Below are 16,554 nucleotides of genomic sequence, written 5' to 3' on the forward strand. Positions count from 1 at the left end.
ATGCCCGATAAATTCTGGCACGGCGCGGCGCTGGGCTGCGAAGCCGGCCTCGCGCCCTGGCTGCGTGACCGCGGATCGCTGACGCAGCGCATCCAGCGGCGCTGCGCCCGCTTCGCGGTGCGCGGCGTGCGCAGCGGCCTGGCGCGCATTGCGCTGGACGAGGCCGCCCTGCTCGGGGTCGCCCCGCAGCATCTTGCGTATTCGCGTGAAGTGTTCCTGTACGCCGACGGCCGGCCGGTGGTGTTCGCGCACAGCGCGTGCGCCCGGCAGCACCTGCGCGGCACATGGTCGGCCGTGCGCGGCCTGGGCAACCGGCCGCTGGGCGCGCTGCTGTTCGCGCACCCGCAGGTGGAGCGCAGGCCGCTGCATTACAAGGTGTTACGCAGCGCACATCCTCTGTTTCGGCGCGCTGCCGCGGAGCTGGGTAATCCGCCGGGCAGGCTTTGGGCGCGCCGCTCGCTGTTTTATCTGCACGACGCCCCGCTGCTGGTGACGGAGGTTTTTCTGCCGGAAATCCTGCGCCTTGCCAACCCGGCATGAGGCGGCGCTTACTCCTTGGTGTTGGCCAGCTTTTTCAGCGCCAGTCCGAGTTGCGAGCCGTCCAGGGTCTGACTGAGCCTATCCAGCGCGTCCCTGGCCGATTTGCCGAGCTTGCGCGGAGCGGCTGCGGGCGGGCTGCGATCGAAGGAAACTTGCACCTTGACGCGGATTCCGCTAACCTCACACCCCCTGTTTTGCAACAGAATGGCCAGTTCCGGCGCAAGCTGGCGCAATTTCGCGGCAACGGCGGCATTGGCAGCGGCAACGTTGAGCGTGCCGGATTGCAGCCCCAATACTTGGCTGGATTGCGCAAGATAGGGTGGCGCAACACTCATGAAATGGCGATGCAGTGCCGACAAGGCCTGTGCCTTGGACAGCAGCGGCCGTAATTCCTGATTGCCGCTCAATAATGACTTGAATCGCTGCGCCACGGGTTTACGATACATATAAAAAGTTAGGAGGGGGAGCATGAATATTATTCTAGTTTCCGATCGCTTGGCAAAGCCCCGCAGTGTTACGCTGGGCGGCTGGCAGGTGCTGGCGCTGGTGCTGGTGCTGTCCGGCATGGTATGGGCTGCGGCGCTTTCGTTGCAGTATGCGCTGGTGCGCTTCGCTCCGGAAGAGCTGAGCGATGGGGTGCGCACCCTGCTGTCCAGAATGCAGAGCGAAGAACAGCAAAAACAGCAGTCCTATGTGCATAACAGCCTGGATGCGATGGCGACCCGGGTCGGCCAGATGCAGGCGCAGGTGCAGCGCCTGGACGCGCTGGGCGCGCGCCTGGCCAAGCTGACCGGCATGAAGCCCGAGGAATTCAAGTTTGACCAGCTGCCGGCGCAAGGCGGACCGCTGATAGCCATGCCCCCCCAGGAAATGTCGGTGAACAGCCTGGAGCAGCAGTTGAACAGACTGACCCTGGCGGTCAACGACCGCAGCGACAAGCTGCAAGCTCTGGAAACCATGCTGCTGCAGAATCAATTGAGCCGCAGACTGCTGCCTTCGATACAACCGATCAACGAGGGGTTTTATTCGTCGAATTTCGGCTGGCGCCTCGACCCCTTTACCGGCGCGAACGCCATGCATGAGGGCGTCGATTTCATGGTTCAGGCGGGAACGCCCATCCGCGCCTCGGCAGGCGGCGTAGTCGCCTATGCCGACCAACATCCGCAATATGGTAATATGGTCGAAGTCGATCACGGCAACGATATCGTGACGCGCTACGCGCATGCCTCGCGGCTGCTGGTGAAGGTCGGCCAGGTGGTGCGGCGCGGCGAAAAAATCGCCGAGGTCGGCAGCACCGGGCGCTCCACCGGCAATCACTTGCACTTCGAAGTCCGCTATAAAGGCACCGCCCAGAATCCCGTGCGCTTCCTGCAGAAAGCCGCCAGTTGACAGGGTGATGTGAGCCAGCAGAAAGCGGCTCCAAGGTGAGGGTGAGGCGATGAGAGCCTCACCCTTTTTATTGCAGTTGAGTTTTTTAATTAAGTTTGGAAAAACATGATTTCCGGTGTACTGAAAAGCATCTTTGGCAGCCGCAATGACCGCCTGCTCAAACAATACCGCGCTACCGTGCAGGCCATCAACAAGCTGGAAGCCGATATTGCCAAATTGAGCGACGAGGAGTTGCGCCGGAAAACCGACGATTTCCGACAGCGTTTTGCGCAGGGCGAGACGCTCGACGCGCTACTGCCGGAGGCATTCGCCGTGGTGCGCGAAGCCGGCGTGCGCGCATTGGGTATGCGCCATTACGATGTGCAGCTGATCGGCGGCATGGTGCTGCATTACGGCAAGATCGCCGAGATGCGCACCGGCGAGGGCAAGACCCTGATGGCCACCCTGCCGGTCTACCTGAATGCGATTTCCGGCAAGGGCGTACATGTCGTGACGGTGAACGATTACCTCGCGAGCCGCGATGCCGAGTGGATGGGAAAGCTGTACCGCTTCCTCGGCCTGTCGGTCGGCGTGATCCTGTCGCAGATGCCGCACGACCAGAAACAGGCCGCCTACGCCGCCGACGTCACTTACGGCACCAACAACGAGTTCGGTTTCGACTACCTGCGCGACAACATGGCGACGCATGCGGAGGAACGCTTCCAGCGCCCGCTCAACTACGCCATCGTGGACGAGGTCGACTCGATCCTGATCGACGAGGCGCGCACCCCGCTGATCATCTCCGGCCAGGCCGAGGACAACGTCGATATCTACGTGCGCATGGACAAGCTCGCGCCGCAGCTGCAGCGGCAGGCTGCAGACGATGAAAACGGGCCCGGCGACTTCAGCGTGGACGAGAAGAACCACCAGATACTGCTCACCGAACCCGGCCACGAGCGCGCCGAGGAACTGCTGGCGCAGGCCGACCTCCTGCCGCCCGGCGGCAGCCTGTACGACCCCGCCAACATCACCCTGATCCACCACCTGTATGCGGCGCTGCGTGCGCACAACCTGTACCACCGCGACCAGCAATATGTCGTACAGGACGGCGAGGTCATCATCGTGGACGAATTCACCGGCCGCCTGATGGCCGGTCGGCGCTGGTCGGACGGCCTGCACCAGGCGGTGGAGGCAAAGGAAGGCGTGGCGATCCAGAAGGAAAACCAGACGCTGGCCTCGATCACCTTCCAGAACTACTTCCGCATGTACCACAAGCTGGCCGGCATGACCGGCACGGCCGATACCGAGGCCTACGAGTTCCAGCAGATTTACAGCCTGGAAACCGTGATCATTCCGCCGCACCGCCCGACCATCCGCAAGGACCAGATGGACAAGGTGTATCTCACCGCAAAGGAGAAACACCAGGCGGTGATCGATGACATCAAGGATTGCTACAAGCGCGGCCAGCCGGTGCTGGTGGGCACGACCTCGATCGAAAATTCCGAGCTGCTGTCGCACCTGCTGGACAATGAAAAGCTGCCGCACCAGGTGCTGAACGCCAAGCAGCATGCGCGCGAGGCGGAGATCGTCGCGCAGGCCGGGCGGCCGAAGATGGTCACCATCGCCACCAACATGGCCGGCCGCGGTACCGATATCGTGCTGGGCGGCAACGTCGAGAAGCAGGTCGAACACCTGCGCGCCGACGAAAGCCTGGACGAGACCACGAAAGAACAGCGCATCACGCAACTGAAATCCGAATGGCAGCAAGTCCACGAGCAGGTGCTGGCCAGCGGCGGACTGCACATCATCGGCACCGAGCGCCACGAATCGCGCCGCGTGGACAACCAGCTGCGCGGCCGCTCCGGCCGCCAGGGCGACCCCGGCTCCAGCCGCTTCTACCTGTCGCTGGAAGACCCGCTGCTGCGCATCTTCGCCTCCGACCGCGTCGCGGCGATCATGAACCGCTTCAAGCTGCCCGAGGGCGAGGCCATCGAGCACAGCTGGGTGACTCGCGCCATCGAGAACGCGCAGCGCAAGGTCGAGGCGCGCAACTTCGACATGCGCAAGCAGATCCTCGAGTACGACGATGTCGCCAACGACCAGCGCAAGGTGATCTACCAGCAGCGCAGCGAGCTGCTGGAGAGCGCGGACATTTCCGAGACCATCCAGGCGATGCGCGAGGGGGTGCTGGACGACGCCATCAGCCAGTACATCTCGCCGGGCAGCATGGAAGAGCAATGGGACGTGCCCACGCTGGAGAAGGTGCTGGCGGCCGAATTCCGCCTGGAATTGCCGCTGGCGCAGTGGCTGGAGGAAGACAAGCAGCTGGACGAAGCAGGCTTGCGCGCCCGCGTCGCCGGACAGGCGCAGCAGCAATACCAGGCCAAGGTTGATGCCGTGGGCGCGGAAGTCATGCACCACTACGAGCGCGCCATCATGCTGCAGAGCCTGGACCAGCACTGGCGCGAGCACCTCGCCGCGCTGGATCACCTGCGCCAGGGTATCCATTTGCGCGGCTACGCGCAGAAAAACCCCAAGCAGGAATACAAACGCGAGGCTTTCGAGCTGTTTTCCATGATGCTGGATGCGGTCAAGCGCGAAGTGACCCAGGTATTGATGGTCGTGCAGGTGCGCAGCGGGGAGGACGTCGAATCGGTAGAAGCCCCCCCCGCGCCGGAAAATGTGCAGTATCATCACGCCGGTTATGACGAGGCCCTGGCGCAACCGGACGATGGGCAGTCAACCGATGAAGAGCATAAACCGTTTGTGCGCGGTGGGCAGAAGGTAGGGCGCAACGATCCGTGCCCATGCGGGTCGGGCAAGAAATACAAGCAGTGCCATGGCAAATTGAGTTAGATAAAATCAAATTAATAACGTGGAAGGGGGATAACATGTCACTAGTAATTGATACGCTGCGCACCTCGACGATTACCGAGGAGCTGAGCGATGCAGAGGTGGATATTCTTTCGGGCCTGTTCGAAGTTCACGATTACAAATCCGGAGATACCATCGTTCAGCCAGGTGAGCCACAGCCGGACAACCTGTACATCCTGGCACATGGCGATATCGAGGTAAAAATTCAGAGCACCGAAGGAAAATCCACCATCCACGTCCTCAAGCCGGGCGACCTGGCCGGCATGATCACCTTCGTGGGCGGCGCGGCCTCGCAGGTCAGCGCAACACTCTGCGCCGTCGGCGACACCAAGGTGTTGAGTCTGGATCGTTCCAAATTCGAAACGCTGATCAACAGCCACCCCATGATCGTATACCGCGTCATGCGCGGCTTGGCGCGGAACATGCACGGCATCGTGCGGCGCATGAATACCGAGTCGACCGAACTCAGCAACTACATCTACCGCACCCACGGCCGTTATTAGGAAGTTTCCATGCCGGTCAATCTGACACCGCCCGCTGCGGCACAACTGTTGCCCGTTGCGGGCGTTTTTCTGGGCGTCACCGAAGCGAACATCAAGCGCGAAAACCGCAAGGACTTGCTGGTGGTTCAGCTAGACGAGGGCGCGCGGGTCGCGGGCGTGTTCACCAAAAACCGCTTTTGCGCCGCGCCGGTAACCGTGGCGCGCGAACACCTCGCACAACCGGATGGCATCCGCGCGCTGGTGGTCAACACCGGTAACGCCAATGCCGGCACCGGCGAACAGGGCATGCAGGATGCGCGCACCACCTGTGCCGCATTGGCCGGCCTGCTGGGCTGCAAGGCATCGCAGATATTGCCGTTCTCTACCGGCGTCATCATGGAGCCGCTGCCGGTAGGCAAGATCGCCGCCGGCCTGCCCGGCTGCGTGACGAACATGCGCGCCGACAACTGGCATGACGCCGCGCACGCGATCATGACCACCGACATCGTCGCCAAGGCCATTTCGAAGCAGGTAATGATCGGCGGTGCGCAAATCACCGTCACCGGCATCGCCAAGGGCTCCGGCATGATCCACCCGAACATGGCGACCATGCTCGGCTACATCGCCACCGACGCGGGCATCGCGCAGCCGCTCTTGCAGCAAATGGTCAGCGAGGCCGCCAACCGCTCGTTCAACTGCATCACCGTGGACGGCGATACCTCCACCAACGACGCGCTGATGCTGATCGCTACCGGCCGGGCGGCCCTGCCGGAAATCCGCGATGCAAAAAGCGCGGAATTCGCCGCGCTGCAGGCCGCCGTCACCGAGGTCGCCATTTACCTCGCGCAGGCCATCGTGCGTGACGGCGAAGGCGCGACCAAGTTCATCACCGTACAGGTCGAGGGCGGCAGGGATGAAGCCGAATGCAAACAGATCGGCTACGCCATCGCCCGTTCGCCGCTGGTCAAGACCGCCTTCTTCGCCTCCGACCCCAACCTCGGGCGCATCCTCGCCGCGATTGGTTATGCGGGTGTTGCCGACCTGGATGTCGATGTGCTCAGGCTGTATCTCGACGACGTGCTGGTCGCCGAGCATGGCGGGCGGGCTGCGAGCTATCGCGAGGAGGATGGGCAGCGCGTGATGAAGCAGAGCGATATCACGATACGCGTGGTGCTGAATCGTGGGGTGGCGAAGGCAACTTTGTGGACTTGCGATTTTTCTTACGATTATGTGAAGATCAACGCGAGTTATCGCAGTTAGATTGCTCCATCCAACCGTTCGTGGTGAGGTATCGAACCATGAACGGCCATAATCAACATCAAAACCGCCGGGGGTTGCCCGGCAGCTAGTCACTTTTTCTTGCGTCGCCAAGAAAAAGTAACCAAAAAGAAGGCGGCCCCGGTTTGCCGCCGCTGCGCGGTACCCTGCGTTGCTCGACTGGCCAGGCGGCTGCGGAACTCGCGCTTCGCGCTCAAACAGTCTTCGCCGAAATCCCCTGACCAGCCTGCGCTTGTATCTTCCCCATTGTGGTGGTTAGCTACCACCACCCGAAGCAGAGGCAGCTTGAAGTCTGCGCTAAGGCCTGACCTTGTCGAGTAGATTAAGCCCTCTGCTTCACCACATCGCCAGCAAAGACACTGAACGGTAGCCAAGGGGCAAACCCTGAATGCACAAGGCAAGTGGGCGAAGTTGGCACCATTGTAACGGAGGTCATCATGTTTTATCTCGGTATGGATGTCGCCAAGGCCAAGCTGGATTGTTGCCTGTTGCTGGATGATGCCATTGGCAAGCGCAAGGCCAAGGTGATCAGTAACAGCAAGTCCGGCATTGCTGATTTGCTGGCTTGGGTCGTAAAGCAACACGTTTCCCTAGCAGAGTTGCATGTGGTCATGGAAGGAACGGGGGTTTACCACGAGCAGGCCGCGCTGGCGCTGGCTGATGCGGGTGTAGCGGTTTCCATTGTCAATCCGGCGCAGGTCAAGGACTTCGGGCGTGGGCTGGCGGTGCGCACCAAGACGGACGGGGTAGATAGCTTTGTCTTGGCTCGCTATGGCGCCTTGCTCAAGCCTGCAGCTTGGGTGCCGCCTGCGCCAGAGGCGCGGATATTGCAGGCGCTGATTACGCGGCGCGATGCCATTGCCCAAGACCTGCAACGCGAGCGCAACCGGCGGGAGAAAGCCGATGCCACGGACACTCCAGCACTGATACAGCAATCCATCTCCGACAGCATTGCATTCCTGTCCGGGCAACTCGCGCAATTGCAGCAGGACATTGATCAACATATCGATCATCATCCGGGACTCAAGAAAGACCTGTCACTGCTCCAGAGCATCCCTGCGGTGGGGCCGCAGGTTGGAAACAATCTGCTGGCGGTCATGCACAGCCATAACTTCGGCTCAGCCGAACAGCTTGCGGCCTATCTTGGCCTGGTTCCCATAGAACGGCAGTCGGGAAGTTCGATATTGGGGCGATCGAGACTCTCCAAGGCGGGACCTGCCAGAATACGCGCTGTGCTGTACATGGCGGCTGTCGTGGCAATACGTTGCAACCCACACGTCAAAGCAATCTACGAACGCCTGCTCGCCAGAGGTAAATCCAAGATGTCCGCGCTCGGCGCCGCTATGCGCAAACTGGTGCATCTGTGCTACGGCGTCCTCAAAACCCGTCAACCCTATCGCCATGACTATGCAAAAATCAGTTGACGAGGAAGACGGTATCTACTCGGCGGCGCACAGGGAAAAGAAAGTCAAAACCTAAAACCCCAGCATGGGCACTTTGTGCCCATGCTGAAATTAGAAATTACAATTGAAATTGTAAGATTTTTGGCAGGTGAGATTTATGAGTAATCCCCGAGATGAAAAATATGGAACTGTTTATTTTCTTAGCCACGGAACAAGTGGTCCGGTAAAAATTGGTTTTACCAGCGGTGGCAATCCACTATCCAGAATACGCCAACTCCAGACAGGTGCTCCAGAAGAATTAAATTTGCTCGGTAGTATCGCTGCAGAAGCGAGCATTGAGCCGGTGATTCACACGTTCCTAAATGTGCATAATGTTCGGGGTGAATGGTTTGAAAGAGAACCTTCATTATATTTGTTGGAGCGGCTCCAATTACGGTCAACTTTCTATGATGGAGAGTTTGTTAGAAATTTCGGATTTGTTGAAGCATCGCGACCAAAAAATGATGCAGACTGCGGAGCAGAGCTTCTTGAGGAACAAGTAGCTAACAATTTACTTTGGGACATAAAGAACCAACTTTGCCAAGTAAATACAGAACTGCCACTTCCTTTCTTTGCTTGGCTTTCTGCTCAGATGGGAAGAGATGATCCAATTGGCGATCTTGCTAAAGAATTTGCCACAAATTCGGGCATGCCAATTTGCGGCTCATTGAAACAATATCTAGAACATTTTCGTAATGTTCGTAATCCTGCCATTACTCGGACAGTTATTGAGGCATGGATTGAGTGCGATATCGCAGTGTTCGCACTGGCTTTCCATGATAAGTAGCGTGGGCACGAAGTGCCCACGCGGTGGATTTTGCTTTTCCATCCCCTGTGCGCCGCCGAGTAGATACCGTCTTCCTCGTCAACTGATTTTTGCATAGTCATGGCGATAGGGTTGACGGGTTTTGAGGACGCCGTAGCACAGATGCACCAGTTTGCGCATAGCGGCGCCGAGCGCGGACATCTTGGATTTACCTCTGGCGAGCAGGCGTTCGTAGATTGCTTTGACGTGTGGGTTGCAACGTATTGCCACGACAGCCGCCATGTACAGCACAGCGCGTATTCTGGCAGGTCCCGCCTTGGAGAGTCTCGATCGCCCCAATATCGAACTTCCCGACTGCCGTTCTATGGGAACCAGGCCAAGATAGGCCGCAAGCTGTTCGGCTGAGCCGAAGTTATGGCTGTGCATGACCGCCAGCAGATTGTTTCCAACCTGCGGCCCCACCGCAGGGATGCTCTGGAGCAGTGACAGGTCTTTCTTGAGTCCCGGATGATGATCGATATGTTGATCAATGTCCTGCTGCAATTGCGCGAGTTGCCCGGACAGGAATGCAATGCTGTCGGAGATGGATTGCTGTATCAGTGCTGGAGTGTCCGTGGCATCGGCTTTCTCCCGCCGGTTGCGCTCGCGTTGCAGGTCTTGGGCAATGGCATCGCGCCGCGTAATCAGCGCCTGCAATATCCGCGCCTCTGGCGCAGGCGGCACCCAAGCTGCAGGCTTGAGCAAGGCGCCATAGCGAGCCAAGACAAAGCTATCTACCCCGTCCGTCTTGGTGCGCACCGCCAGCCCACGCCCGAAGTCCTTGACCTGCGCCGGATTGACAATGGAAACCGCTACACCCGCATCAGCCAGCGCCAGCGCGGCCTGCTCGTGGTAAACCCCCGTTCCTTCCATGACCACATGCAACTCTGCTAGGGAAACGTGTTGCTTTACGACCCAAGCCAGCAAATCAGCAATGCCGGACTTGCTGTTACTGATCACCTTGGCCTTGCGCTTGCCAATGGCATCATCCAGCAACAGGCAACAATCCAGCTTGGCCTTGGCGACATCCATACCGAGATAAAACATGATGACCTCCGTTACAATGGTGCCAACTTCGCCCACTTGCCTTGTGCATTCAGGGTTTGCCCCTTGGCTACCGTTCAGTGTCTTTGCTGGCGATGTGGTGAAGCAGAGGGCTTAATCTACTCGACAAGGTCAGGCCTTAGCGCAGACTTCAAGCTGCCTCTGCTTCGGGTGGTGGTAGCTAACCACCACAATGGGGAAGATACAAGCGCAGGCTGGTCAGGGGATTTCGGCGAGGACTGTTTGAGCGCGAAGCGCGAGTTCCGCAGCCGCCTGACCAGTCGAGCAACGCAGGGTACCGCGCAGCGGCGGCAAACCGGGGTCGCCTTCTTTTTGGTTACTTTTTCTTGGCGACGCAAGAAAAAGTGACTAGCTGCCGGGCTACCCCCGGCGGTTTTGATTTTAATGGAAAGGGTGAGATTTCTACCCTCTCCCTAACCCTCTCCCTGCAAGGGAGAGGGAATACAAACTGGCATCCTTCGATACTTCAGTGCGAACGGCCTGATTTGAAAGACTACATTGAACACGCAAACCGAAATCACAAAAATCATCGAAGTCTCCGCTGCCGTCCTGCAACGCCCCGACGGTTCCTTCCTCCTCGCCCAGCGCCCTCCCGGCAAAATCTGGGCCGGCTACTGGGAATTCCCCGGCGGCAAGATCGAACCCGGCGAGACGCCATACCATGCACTGGTGCGCGAACTGCATGAGGAACTGGGCATCGAGGTCGAGGCCGCTTATCCGTGGATCACCCGCGTGTTCGCCTATCCGCATGCGACGGTGCGGCTGAATTTCTTCCGCGTGACGGAGTGGCGCGGCGAGTTGCATCCGCATGAGGGGCAGCAGTTTGTATGGCAGCCTTCTACCCTTCGATACGTCAGGGCGAACGAAAAAAATTCCGCAACCGTTTCTCCCATGCTGCCTGCCAACGCACCCGTCCTACGCGCGCTGGAGTTACCCCCCCTGTATGCCATCAGCAACGCCGCCGAACTGGGTACGGAGGAATTCCTGCGGCGGCTGGAGCACGCGTTGCAGAACGGCTTGCACCTGTTGCAGTTACGCGAGAAGAACCTGTCCCGCGATGAGTTGCGCGAACTGGCACGGCGTGTGATGGCGTTAACTCATGCGCATGGCGCGAGACTGCTGCTCAATGCCGATATTGAAATGGCACAGGAGATCGGTGCGGACGGCGTACAACTGACGGCCACGCAACTCGTGGAACTGAAGGAACGCCCTGCGGTGGACTGGTGCGGGGCCTCCTGCCACAACGCGGAGGAGCTGCGCCGCGCGGAGGACTTGGGCTGCGATTTTGTGCTGCTCTCCCCGGTACTGCCGACCCTGTCCCATCCCGGCGCGCCGCACCTCGGCTGGGAGAACTTTGCTGCCATCACGGCGGGCTCGTCCATTCCGGTGTATGCGCTGGGCGGCCTGAAGTGTGGCGACATGCAGGCCGCGTGGCGGCATGGCGCGCACGGCATCGCCCTGCTGCGTCAGGCCTGGTGATCAGGCGGGGGAAGTTCCTCTTCGCGCTGTTCGACGCGATATTCTTCTTTCGCCCATTTGCCGAGGTCGATCAGCTTGCAGCGTTCGCTGCAGAACGGGCGGTAGCGGTTGCTGGTATCCCACTCCATTTCCCTGCCGCACTGCGGGCAGGCCACGATCGGCGGTGCTTTTTCCGGCATTACGAGGAGAGGCTGCAGAAGGTCAGATCGAACGGCACATCCTGTTCGAACAGGGTGGATTTTGCGGCGTAGTTGGCGACGATGAAGCGGATGTTGATGGCGTATTTGTTGGCGCCGACTTCGGGGATGCACGCCAGGTCGCTGCTCAGGCTGACGCGCAGCATCTGTGCGACGCGCCCGCCCTGCATCTGCTGGAAAGTGCCCTGATGCGCGGTGAAGTGGAATATCTTGCCGTTTTCGCGCAATAGGCGCAGCACGATTTTCAACCCAACGTACAAGGGCATAAGCGGCGCCAGCCACGCCCGCAGGAGCTCTCGGCGTGATTCGGCATCCCGTTCCTGCCAGTAGTGATAGGAAGGCAGGTCGAATTCGCAGGTACCGCCCGGCATGACGGCACGCTGCTTGATGCCCATCAGCCACTCGTTCTCGCGCAGGTGCTGGCCAATCTTGCCGGTCATGGCGAGGATGTCCGTGGAGGCGCCGTCGATCTCCGTAAGGATGGCGTCCAGCGCATCTTCGGAAATCGCGGGATTGTTGTGCAGCGAAGCAAGGGCGCGTTTCTGGCGCTCCAACTCCTGCAGCAGTTCGGATTTCAGATCGGCGCGGCAGGCGACTTCGAGGATTTCAAACAGGGTGAGCAATGCGGCATGGTGGTCCATGCCATGTGAGTATTCGATGAAGTGCGTCGCACGTGCGAACAAGTCCTCAAGGCGCAGCAGGGTGCGCACTTTTTCGTTGAGAGGAAACTCGTAGTCGATCACGGCGGCAAAAGCGGGTTAACTTAATTGCGAACGATATATGGGTTTTCCTTGTATCGTCAATCGCTGTTTTGCATTTTTGCGTAGTATTCATGCAGGACGGCGACCTGTCCGGCCAGGCTGTCCAGCCCGGCATCGTTGCGGATGACATCGTCGGCCAGCTGCAGGCGGTCGGCGCGTGGGGTTTGCCGGACGATGATGGCGCGCACTTCCGCTTCGGTCAGGCGGCTGCGTCCGACGACGCGTGCGACCTGGGTATCCTCGTCGCAATCCACCACCAGCACGCGCTGCACCAGTTGCCGGAAGTTGCGGCTCTCGGGCAGCAGCGGCACCACGGCGAGGATGTAGGGTTTGTCCTGCAGCTGCCGTAACTGCGCCTTGGTCTGTTCGAAGATCATGGGGTGCAGGATCTGTTCTAGCCGCTGCCTGGCGGCGGCATCCGAAAAAATCAGCCCGCGCATCTTGGCGCGGTCCAGGGCGCCGTCTCCCGTGAGGTAATCGTCGCCGAAGGCGGCGCGGATCGCCGCGATGGCTGCACCGCCGGCTTGCGTCAGGTGGTGGGCGATGACGTCCGTATCGATGATACCCGCACCATACTCCGCGAACAGTGCGGCAACGGTAGTCTTGCCGCTGCCGATCCCGCCGGTGAGTCCGATAATCAGCCTGTCCCGATAACCAGCGACTTGGCTGTCGTTCTTTGACAGCTTAGTCGAATGGCTAGTTGTTCCATCAGCCGGTCGAAGGCTCATGGAGCGGCGAGCAGTTGCAGATAGCTCTGCGTCAGCGTTTGCCCCCAGAACAGCGCGATCAGCCCGCCGCCTGTCAGATAGGGGCCGAAGGGAATGGGAACGTTGCGGCCATGCTTGGCCGCAACCATCAGGGCAATGCCGACCACCGCCCCCACCAGCGAGGAAAGCAGGATGATGAGCGGCAGCATCTGCCAGCCCAGCCAGGCGCCGAGGGCGGCGAGCAGTTTGAAGTCGCCGTAGCCCATGCCTTCCTTGCCAGTGGTGAGCTTGAACAGCCAGTACACGCACCACAGCGCGAGATAGCCGAATACCGCGCCCAGTATCGCGCTGTGCAAATCGGTAAAGACACTGGCCAGATTGAATACCAGGCCTGCCCAGAGCAGCGGCAGGGTGATGTCGTCCGGCAGCAATTGCGTGTCGAGATCAATCGCCGTGAGCGCCAGCAATGCCCAGATGAGCAGCAGCGCGCCTGCGGCCGCCCAGCCGAAGCCGAAGTGCCATGCCGCATAGGCGCACAGCAGGCCGCTGACCGCCTCGATGACGGGATAGCGCGGCGAGATGGCCGCGCCGCAGCCCTTGCACTTGCCGCGCAGCAGCAGGTAACTGACGACCGGGATGTTTTCCCATGCGCCGATGGAGCGGTTGCAGTGCGGGCAGGCGGAGCGCGGGACAAGAAGATTGTAGTCGGGTGAGGTAGACGGCTCCTCACCGCGCAGTTCGGCGCATTGCTGCCGCCAGCCAAGCTCCAGCATTTTTGGCAGGCGATGGATGACCACGTTCAGGAAACTGCCAACCATCAACCCCAGAATACCGGAGAGCAAAATGAAAACCAGCGGGGAGGTTTGCAACAGAGACAGCATCGAATCACCTTGCGTACACAAAAAAGGCGCGGACATCGCCGCGCCTGTCCATAGCCGGATTGTTTACCCGACCGCTTGACCCATCTTGAAGATCGGCAGATACATCGCAACCACCATGCCGCCGATCAGCGTACCGAGCACCACCATGATGACCGGTTCCATGAGACTGGACAGAGCCTCTACCGCGTCGTCCACTTCGGCCTCGTAAAAATCGGCCACCTTGCTCAGCATCGCATCCAGCGAGCCGGCTTCCTCGCCGATCGACACCATCTGCAGCACCATGCTCGGGAACACTTCGGTGTTCTGCATGGCCACGGTCAGGCTGTTACCGGTGGTGACCTCGCGCTGGATATATTTCGTGGCGTCGAAATACACCGCATTGCCCGCCGCGCCCGCCACCGAATCGAAGGCTTCGACCAGGGGCACGCCGGCCGCGAACATGGTGGAGAGCGTGCGGCTCCAGCGTGCGATGCTGGCCTTGCGGATCAACTCGCCGAAAATAGGCAGCTTCAGCATCATCCGATCCATGGCGTCTTGCATTTTTTTGCTGCGTTTCCAGAAGTAGAAAAAAGCGTAGAAGCCGCCGCCAATGCCACCAAAGATCGCCCACCACCATGTCACGAAGAAATCCGAGATACTCATGACCACCAACGTCGGTGCCGGCAAATCGGCGCCAAAGCTGGAAAACAGTTCCTTGAACGCGGGAATCACGAAGATCATGATCACGGCGGTGATAACGAAGGCAATGACGATGATGGAAACCGGATAGAACAGCGCGGATTTGATCTTGCTCTTGATGGCCTGGATCTTTTCCTTGTAGGTCGCCAGCCGGTCCAGCAGGGTGTCCAGAATACCCGCCGCCTCGCCCGCACCGATGAGGTTGCAATACAGTTCGTCAAAATACAGCGGATATTTCTTGAAGGCCTGCTGCAGGCTGCTGCCGGTTTCCACGTCGGTCTTGATATCGAACAGCAGCTTCGCCACGGAAGGGTTGCTATGCCCCTTGCCGACGATGTCGAATGCCTGCAGCAGCGGCACGCCGGATTTCATCATGGTGGCAAGCTGGCGGGTGAACAGCGAGATGTCCTTCTCCGTGACCCTCTGGGTGCTGGCGCGCAGCTTTTTCACCTTCGAGACATTGATGCCCTGGCGGCGCAAATGGGCAGATACAGTGGCCTCGCCGGGCGCGCGCATCTCGCCCTTGACCAGCTTGCCGTTCTTATCCTTGCCTTCCCATACATAGGAATATTCTTTTGCCTTTCCTGCCTTCGGTGCTACAGCCATAGCGACTCCCTTGGGTCATCCCCTAACGTTGGCGGGCATGATGCCGAGCTTTGCGTCTATTGTAAAGCAGCCGGGGCGATTTACGGAGCAGGCCTACTGCCTGTCCGCCTGCACCGGGAAAATGCGCACTACCTTCACGATACGGTCCTGCGTCTGGATGATCTCGATCGGATAGCCCGCGATCTTCAGGCTGACGCCGGCCTCGGGGATATCCTCAAGATGCTCGAGGATCAGGCCGTTCAGCGTTTTCGCGCTGTCCAGCGGCAGATGCAGCCCCAGCTTGCGGTTCAATTCGCGCAGGCTGCTGCTGCCCTCCAGCAGGAAGCTGCCGTCCTCCTGGCGCAGGAACTTGCCGCTTTGTGCGGGGGATTGGGTGGTGAATTCGCCGACGATTTCCTCGAGGATATTTTCCAGCGTCACCAGGCCGAGCAGTTCGCCGTATTCGTCCACCACCAGCCCGAGCCGCGCATGGCGCTCCTGGAACTGCTGCAACTGCTTGAGCAGCGGCGTATCGGAGGGGATGAAATAGGGTTCATTGAGAATTTCGCGCAGTTGCGCCACATCCAGCGCCGCTTCCTGCAACAGGGCCGGCACACGCTTGAGGTGCAGGATACCGATGATGTTGCTGGGCGTATCGGCATAGACCGGCAGCAGGGTGTGGTGGCAGGTGATGATCTGCTGGCGCAAGTCTTCCGCGCCGGCATTGATGTCCAGCGCCTCGATCTGGTTGCGCGGCACCATCACGTCGTTCACAGTGATGCGCTCCAGGTCGACCAGGTTCAGCAACATCTTCTGGTGCTTGCGTGGCAGAAAATGCCCGGCCTCCAGCACCAACCCGCGCAATTCCTCCAGCGTTATTTTTTGCTTGCTCTGATCTGTTTCTATCTTGATGCGCAACATCCACAGTATGCCCTTTACCAGGGCGGTTGCCACCGAAACGACCGGATGGAACAGGGTGATGAGCGGCGCAAGCAGGTAGCTGGAAGGCAGGGCGATACGTTCCGGATGGCTGGCAGCAATGACTTTCGGCATGATCTCGCTGAATACCAGCAGCACGAAGGTGATAGCCAGCGTTCCCAGCAGCAGGGTCAGTTCGTCGGCGCCGAACAGCCGCATGATGACCACATTGGTCACCGCCGCCGCAGCCACGTTCAAGAGAGTATTGCCGAACAGGATGGAACCGAGCAGCTTGTCCACCTTGGCGAGCAGGCGGGAGGTCAGCTTCGCGCTCTTGTTTCCCTTGCGCACCAGGTTGTTCAGGCGATAGCGGTTGATCGCCATCATCGAGGTTTCCGCAGCGGAAAACCAGGCGCCGAAGATTATCAGCAACAACAACGCGCCGAGCAGCGCGTCTAGGGAAATGTCATCCAAGGTGAAGTTTCAGCGGTATT

The 16,554-nt window shown here is 59.7% G+C and carries 16 protein-coding genes; 8 read left to right on the forward strand and 8 right to left on the reverse strand.

Annotation, left to right across the window (positions count from 1 at the left end; all coding sequences use genetic code 11):
* Positions 1-540, forward strand: coding sequence for a chorismate--pyruvate lyase family protein (locus ACRRNM_RS07785; protein ID WP_435627663.1), 540 nt, complete (start codon positions 1-3; stop codon positions 538-540).
* Positions 541-548: 8 nt separating this feature from the next.
* On the opposite strand, the gene ACRRNM_RS07790 is transcribed toward ACRRNM_RS07785, so the two are convergent.
* Positions 549-986: a DciA family protein gene (locus tag ACRRNM_RS07790; protein ID WP_435627664.1), complete on the reverse strand. Its 438-nt coding sequence runs from the start codon at positions 984-986 to the stop codon at positions 549-551.
* Between the two features lie 22 nt (positions 987-1,008).
* Between ACRRNM_RS07790 and ACRRNM_RS07795 the strand changes: the two genes are divergently transcribed.
* The 6 genes from ACRRNM_RS07795 (at position 1,009) to ACRRNM_RS07820 (ending at position 8,771) form a co-directional block, all read left to right on the forward strand.
* The gene (locus ACRRNM_RS07795) at positions 1,009-1,929 is read left to right on the forward strand and encodes a M23 family metallopeptidase (protein WP_435627665.1); all 921 of its coding nucleotides are present in this window, start codon (positions 1,009-1,011) and stop codon (positions 1,927-1,929) included.
* Positions 1,930-2,034: 105 nt separating this feature from the next.
* On the forward strand, positions 2,035-4,764 hold the full coding sequence (gene secA, locus ACRRNM_RS07800) for a preprotein translocase subunit SecA (protein WP_435627666.1): 2,730 nt from the start codon (positions 2,035-2,037) through the stop codon (positions 4,762-4,764).
* A 35-nt stretch (positions 4,765-4,799) separates the two neighbouring features.
* Positions 4,800-5,285: a Crp/Fnr family transcriptional regulator gene (locus tag ACRRNM_RS07805; protein WP_435627667.1), complete on the forward strand. Its 486-nt coding sequence runs from the start codon at positions 4,800-4,802 to the stop codon at positions 5,283-5,285.
* Between the two features lie 9 nt (positions 5,286-5,294).
* The gene (gene argJ / locus ACRRNM_RS07810) at positions 5,295-6,524 is read left to right on the forward strand and encodes a bifunctional glutamate N-acetyltransferase/amino-acid acetyltransferase ArgJ (protein WP_435627668.1); all 1,230 of its coding nucleotides are present in this window, start codon (positions 5,295-5,297) and stop codon (positions 6,522-6,524) included.
* A 455-nt stretch (positions 6,525-6,979) separates the two neighbouring features.
* Positions 6,980-7,966, forward strand: a complete 987-nt coding sequence (locus ACRRNM_RS07815; RefSeq protein WP_435627529.1) for an IS110 family transposase — start codon at positions 6,980-6,982, stop codon at positions 7,964-7,966.
* 136 nt (positions 7,967-8,102) lie between these two features.
* On the forward strand, positions 8,103-8,771 hold the full coding sequence (locus tag ACRRNM_RS07820; protein WP_435627669.1) for a GIY-YIG nuclease family protein: 669 nt from the start codon (positions 8,103-8,105) through the stop codon (positions 8,769-8,771).
* A 78-nt stretch (positions 8,772-8,849) separates the two neighbouring features.
* Here ACRRNM_RS07820 and ACRRNM_RS07825 read toward each other — a convergent pair whose 3' ends face one another.
* A complete protein-coding gene (locus ACRRNM_RS07825; RefSeq protein ID WP_435627529.1) occupies positions 8,850-9,836 on the reverse strand; it encodes an IS110 family transposase in 987 nt (328 codons plus the stop codon).
* 516 nt (positions 9,837-10,352) lie between these two features.
* Here ACRRNM_RS07825 and ACRRNM_RS07830 point away from each other — a divergent pair.
* Positions 10,353-11,333 (forward strand): Nudix family hydrolase, encoded by a 981-nt coding sequence (locus ACRRNM_RS07830; RefSeq protein WP_435627670.1) that lies wholly within the window; start codon positions 10,353-10,355, stop codon positions 11,331-11,333.
* On the opposite strand, the gene ACRRNM_RS07835 is transcribed toward ACRRNM_RS07830, so the two are convergent.
* The 6 genes from ACRRNM_RS07835 to ACRRNM_RS07860 all read right to left on the reverse strand — a co-directional run bounded on the left by ACRRNM_RS07835 (position 11,321) and on the right by ACRRNM_RS07860 (position 16,534).
* Entirely contained in the window at positions 11,321-11,512 is a 192-nt protein-coding gene (locus ACRRNM_RS07835; protein WP_435627671.1) for a DNA gyrase inhibitor YacG, read from the reverse strand. The genes ACRRNM_RS07830 and ACRRNM_RS07835 overlap by 13 nt on opposite strands.
* Entirely contained in the window at positions 11,512-12,273 is a 762-nt protein-coding gene (zapD, locus tag ACRRNM_RS07840) for a cell division protein ZapD (protein WP_435627672.1), read from the reverse strand. The genes ACRRNM_RS07835 and zapD overlap by 1 nt, the downstream gene beginning before the upstream one ends.
* 56 nt (positions 12,274-12,329) lie before the next feature.
* Positions 12,330-13,019, reverse strand: coding sequence for a dephospho-CoA kinase (gene coaE / locus ACRRNM_RS07845; protein WP_435627673.1), 690 nt, complete (start codon positions 13,017-13,019; stop codon positions 12,330-12,332).
* Positions 13,016-13,879: a prepilin peptidase gene (locus tag ACRRNM_RS07850; RefSeq protein WP_435627674.1), complete on the reverse strand. Its 864-nt coding sequence runs from the start codon at positions 13,877-13,879 to the stop codon at positions 13,016-13,018. Before ACRRNM_RS07850 ends, coaE begins: the two co-directional genes overlap by 4 nt.
* A 63-nt stretch (positions 13,880-13,942) precedes the next feature.
* Positions 13,943-15,163: a type II secretion system F family protein gene (locus tag ACRRNM_RS07855; protein ID WP_435627675.1), complete on the reverse strand. Its 1,221-nt coding sequence runs from the start codon at positions 15,161-15,163 to the stop codon at positions 13,943-13,945.
* Positions 15,164-15,256: 93 nt separating this feature from the next.
* Positions 15,257-16,534, reverse strand: a complete 1,278-nt coding sequence (locus ACRRNM_RS07860) for an HlyC/CorC family transporter (RefSeq protein ID WP_435627676.1) — start codon at positions 16,532-16,534, stop codon at positions 15,257-15,259.
* Positions 16,535-16,554: the final 20 nt, after the last annotated feature.

Source organism: Ferrigenium straubiae, assembly GCF_051257895.1.
In the GTDB taxonomy this organism is placed as follows: domain Bacteria; phylum Pseudomonadota; class Gammaproteobacteria; order Burkholderiales; family Gallionellaceae; genus Gallionella; species Gallionella straubiae.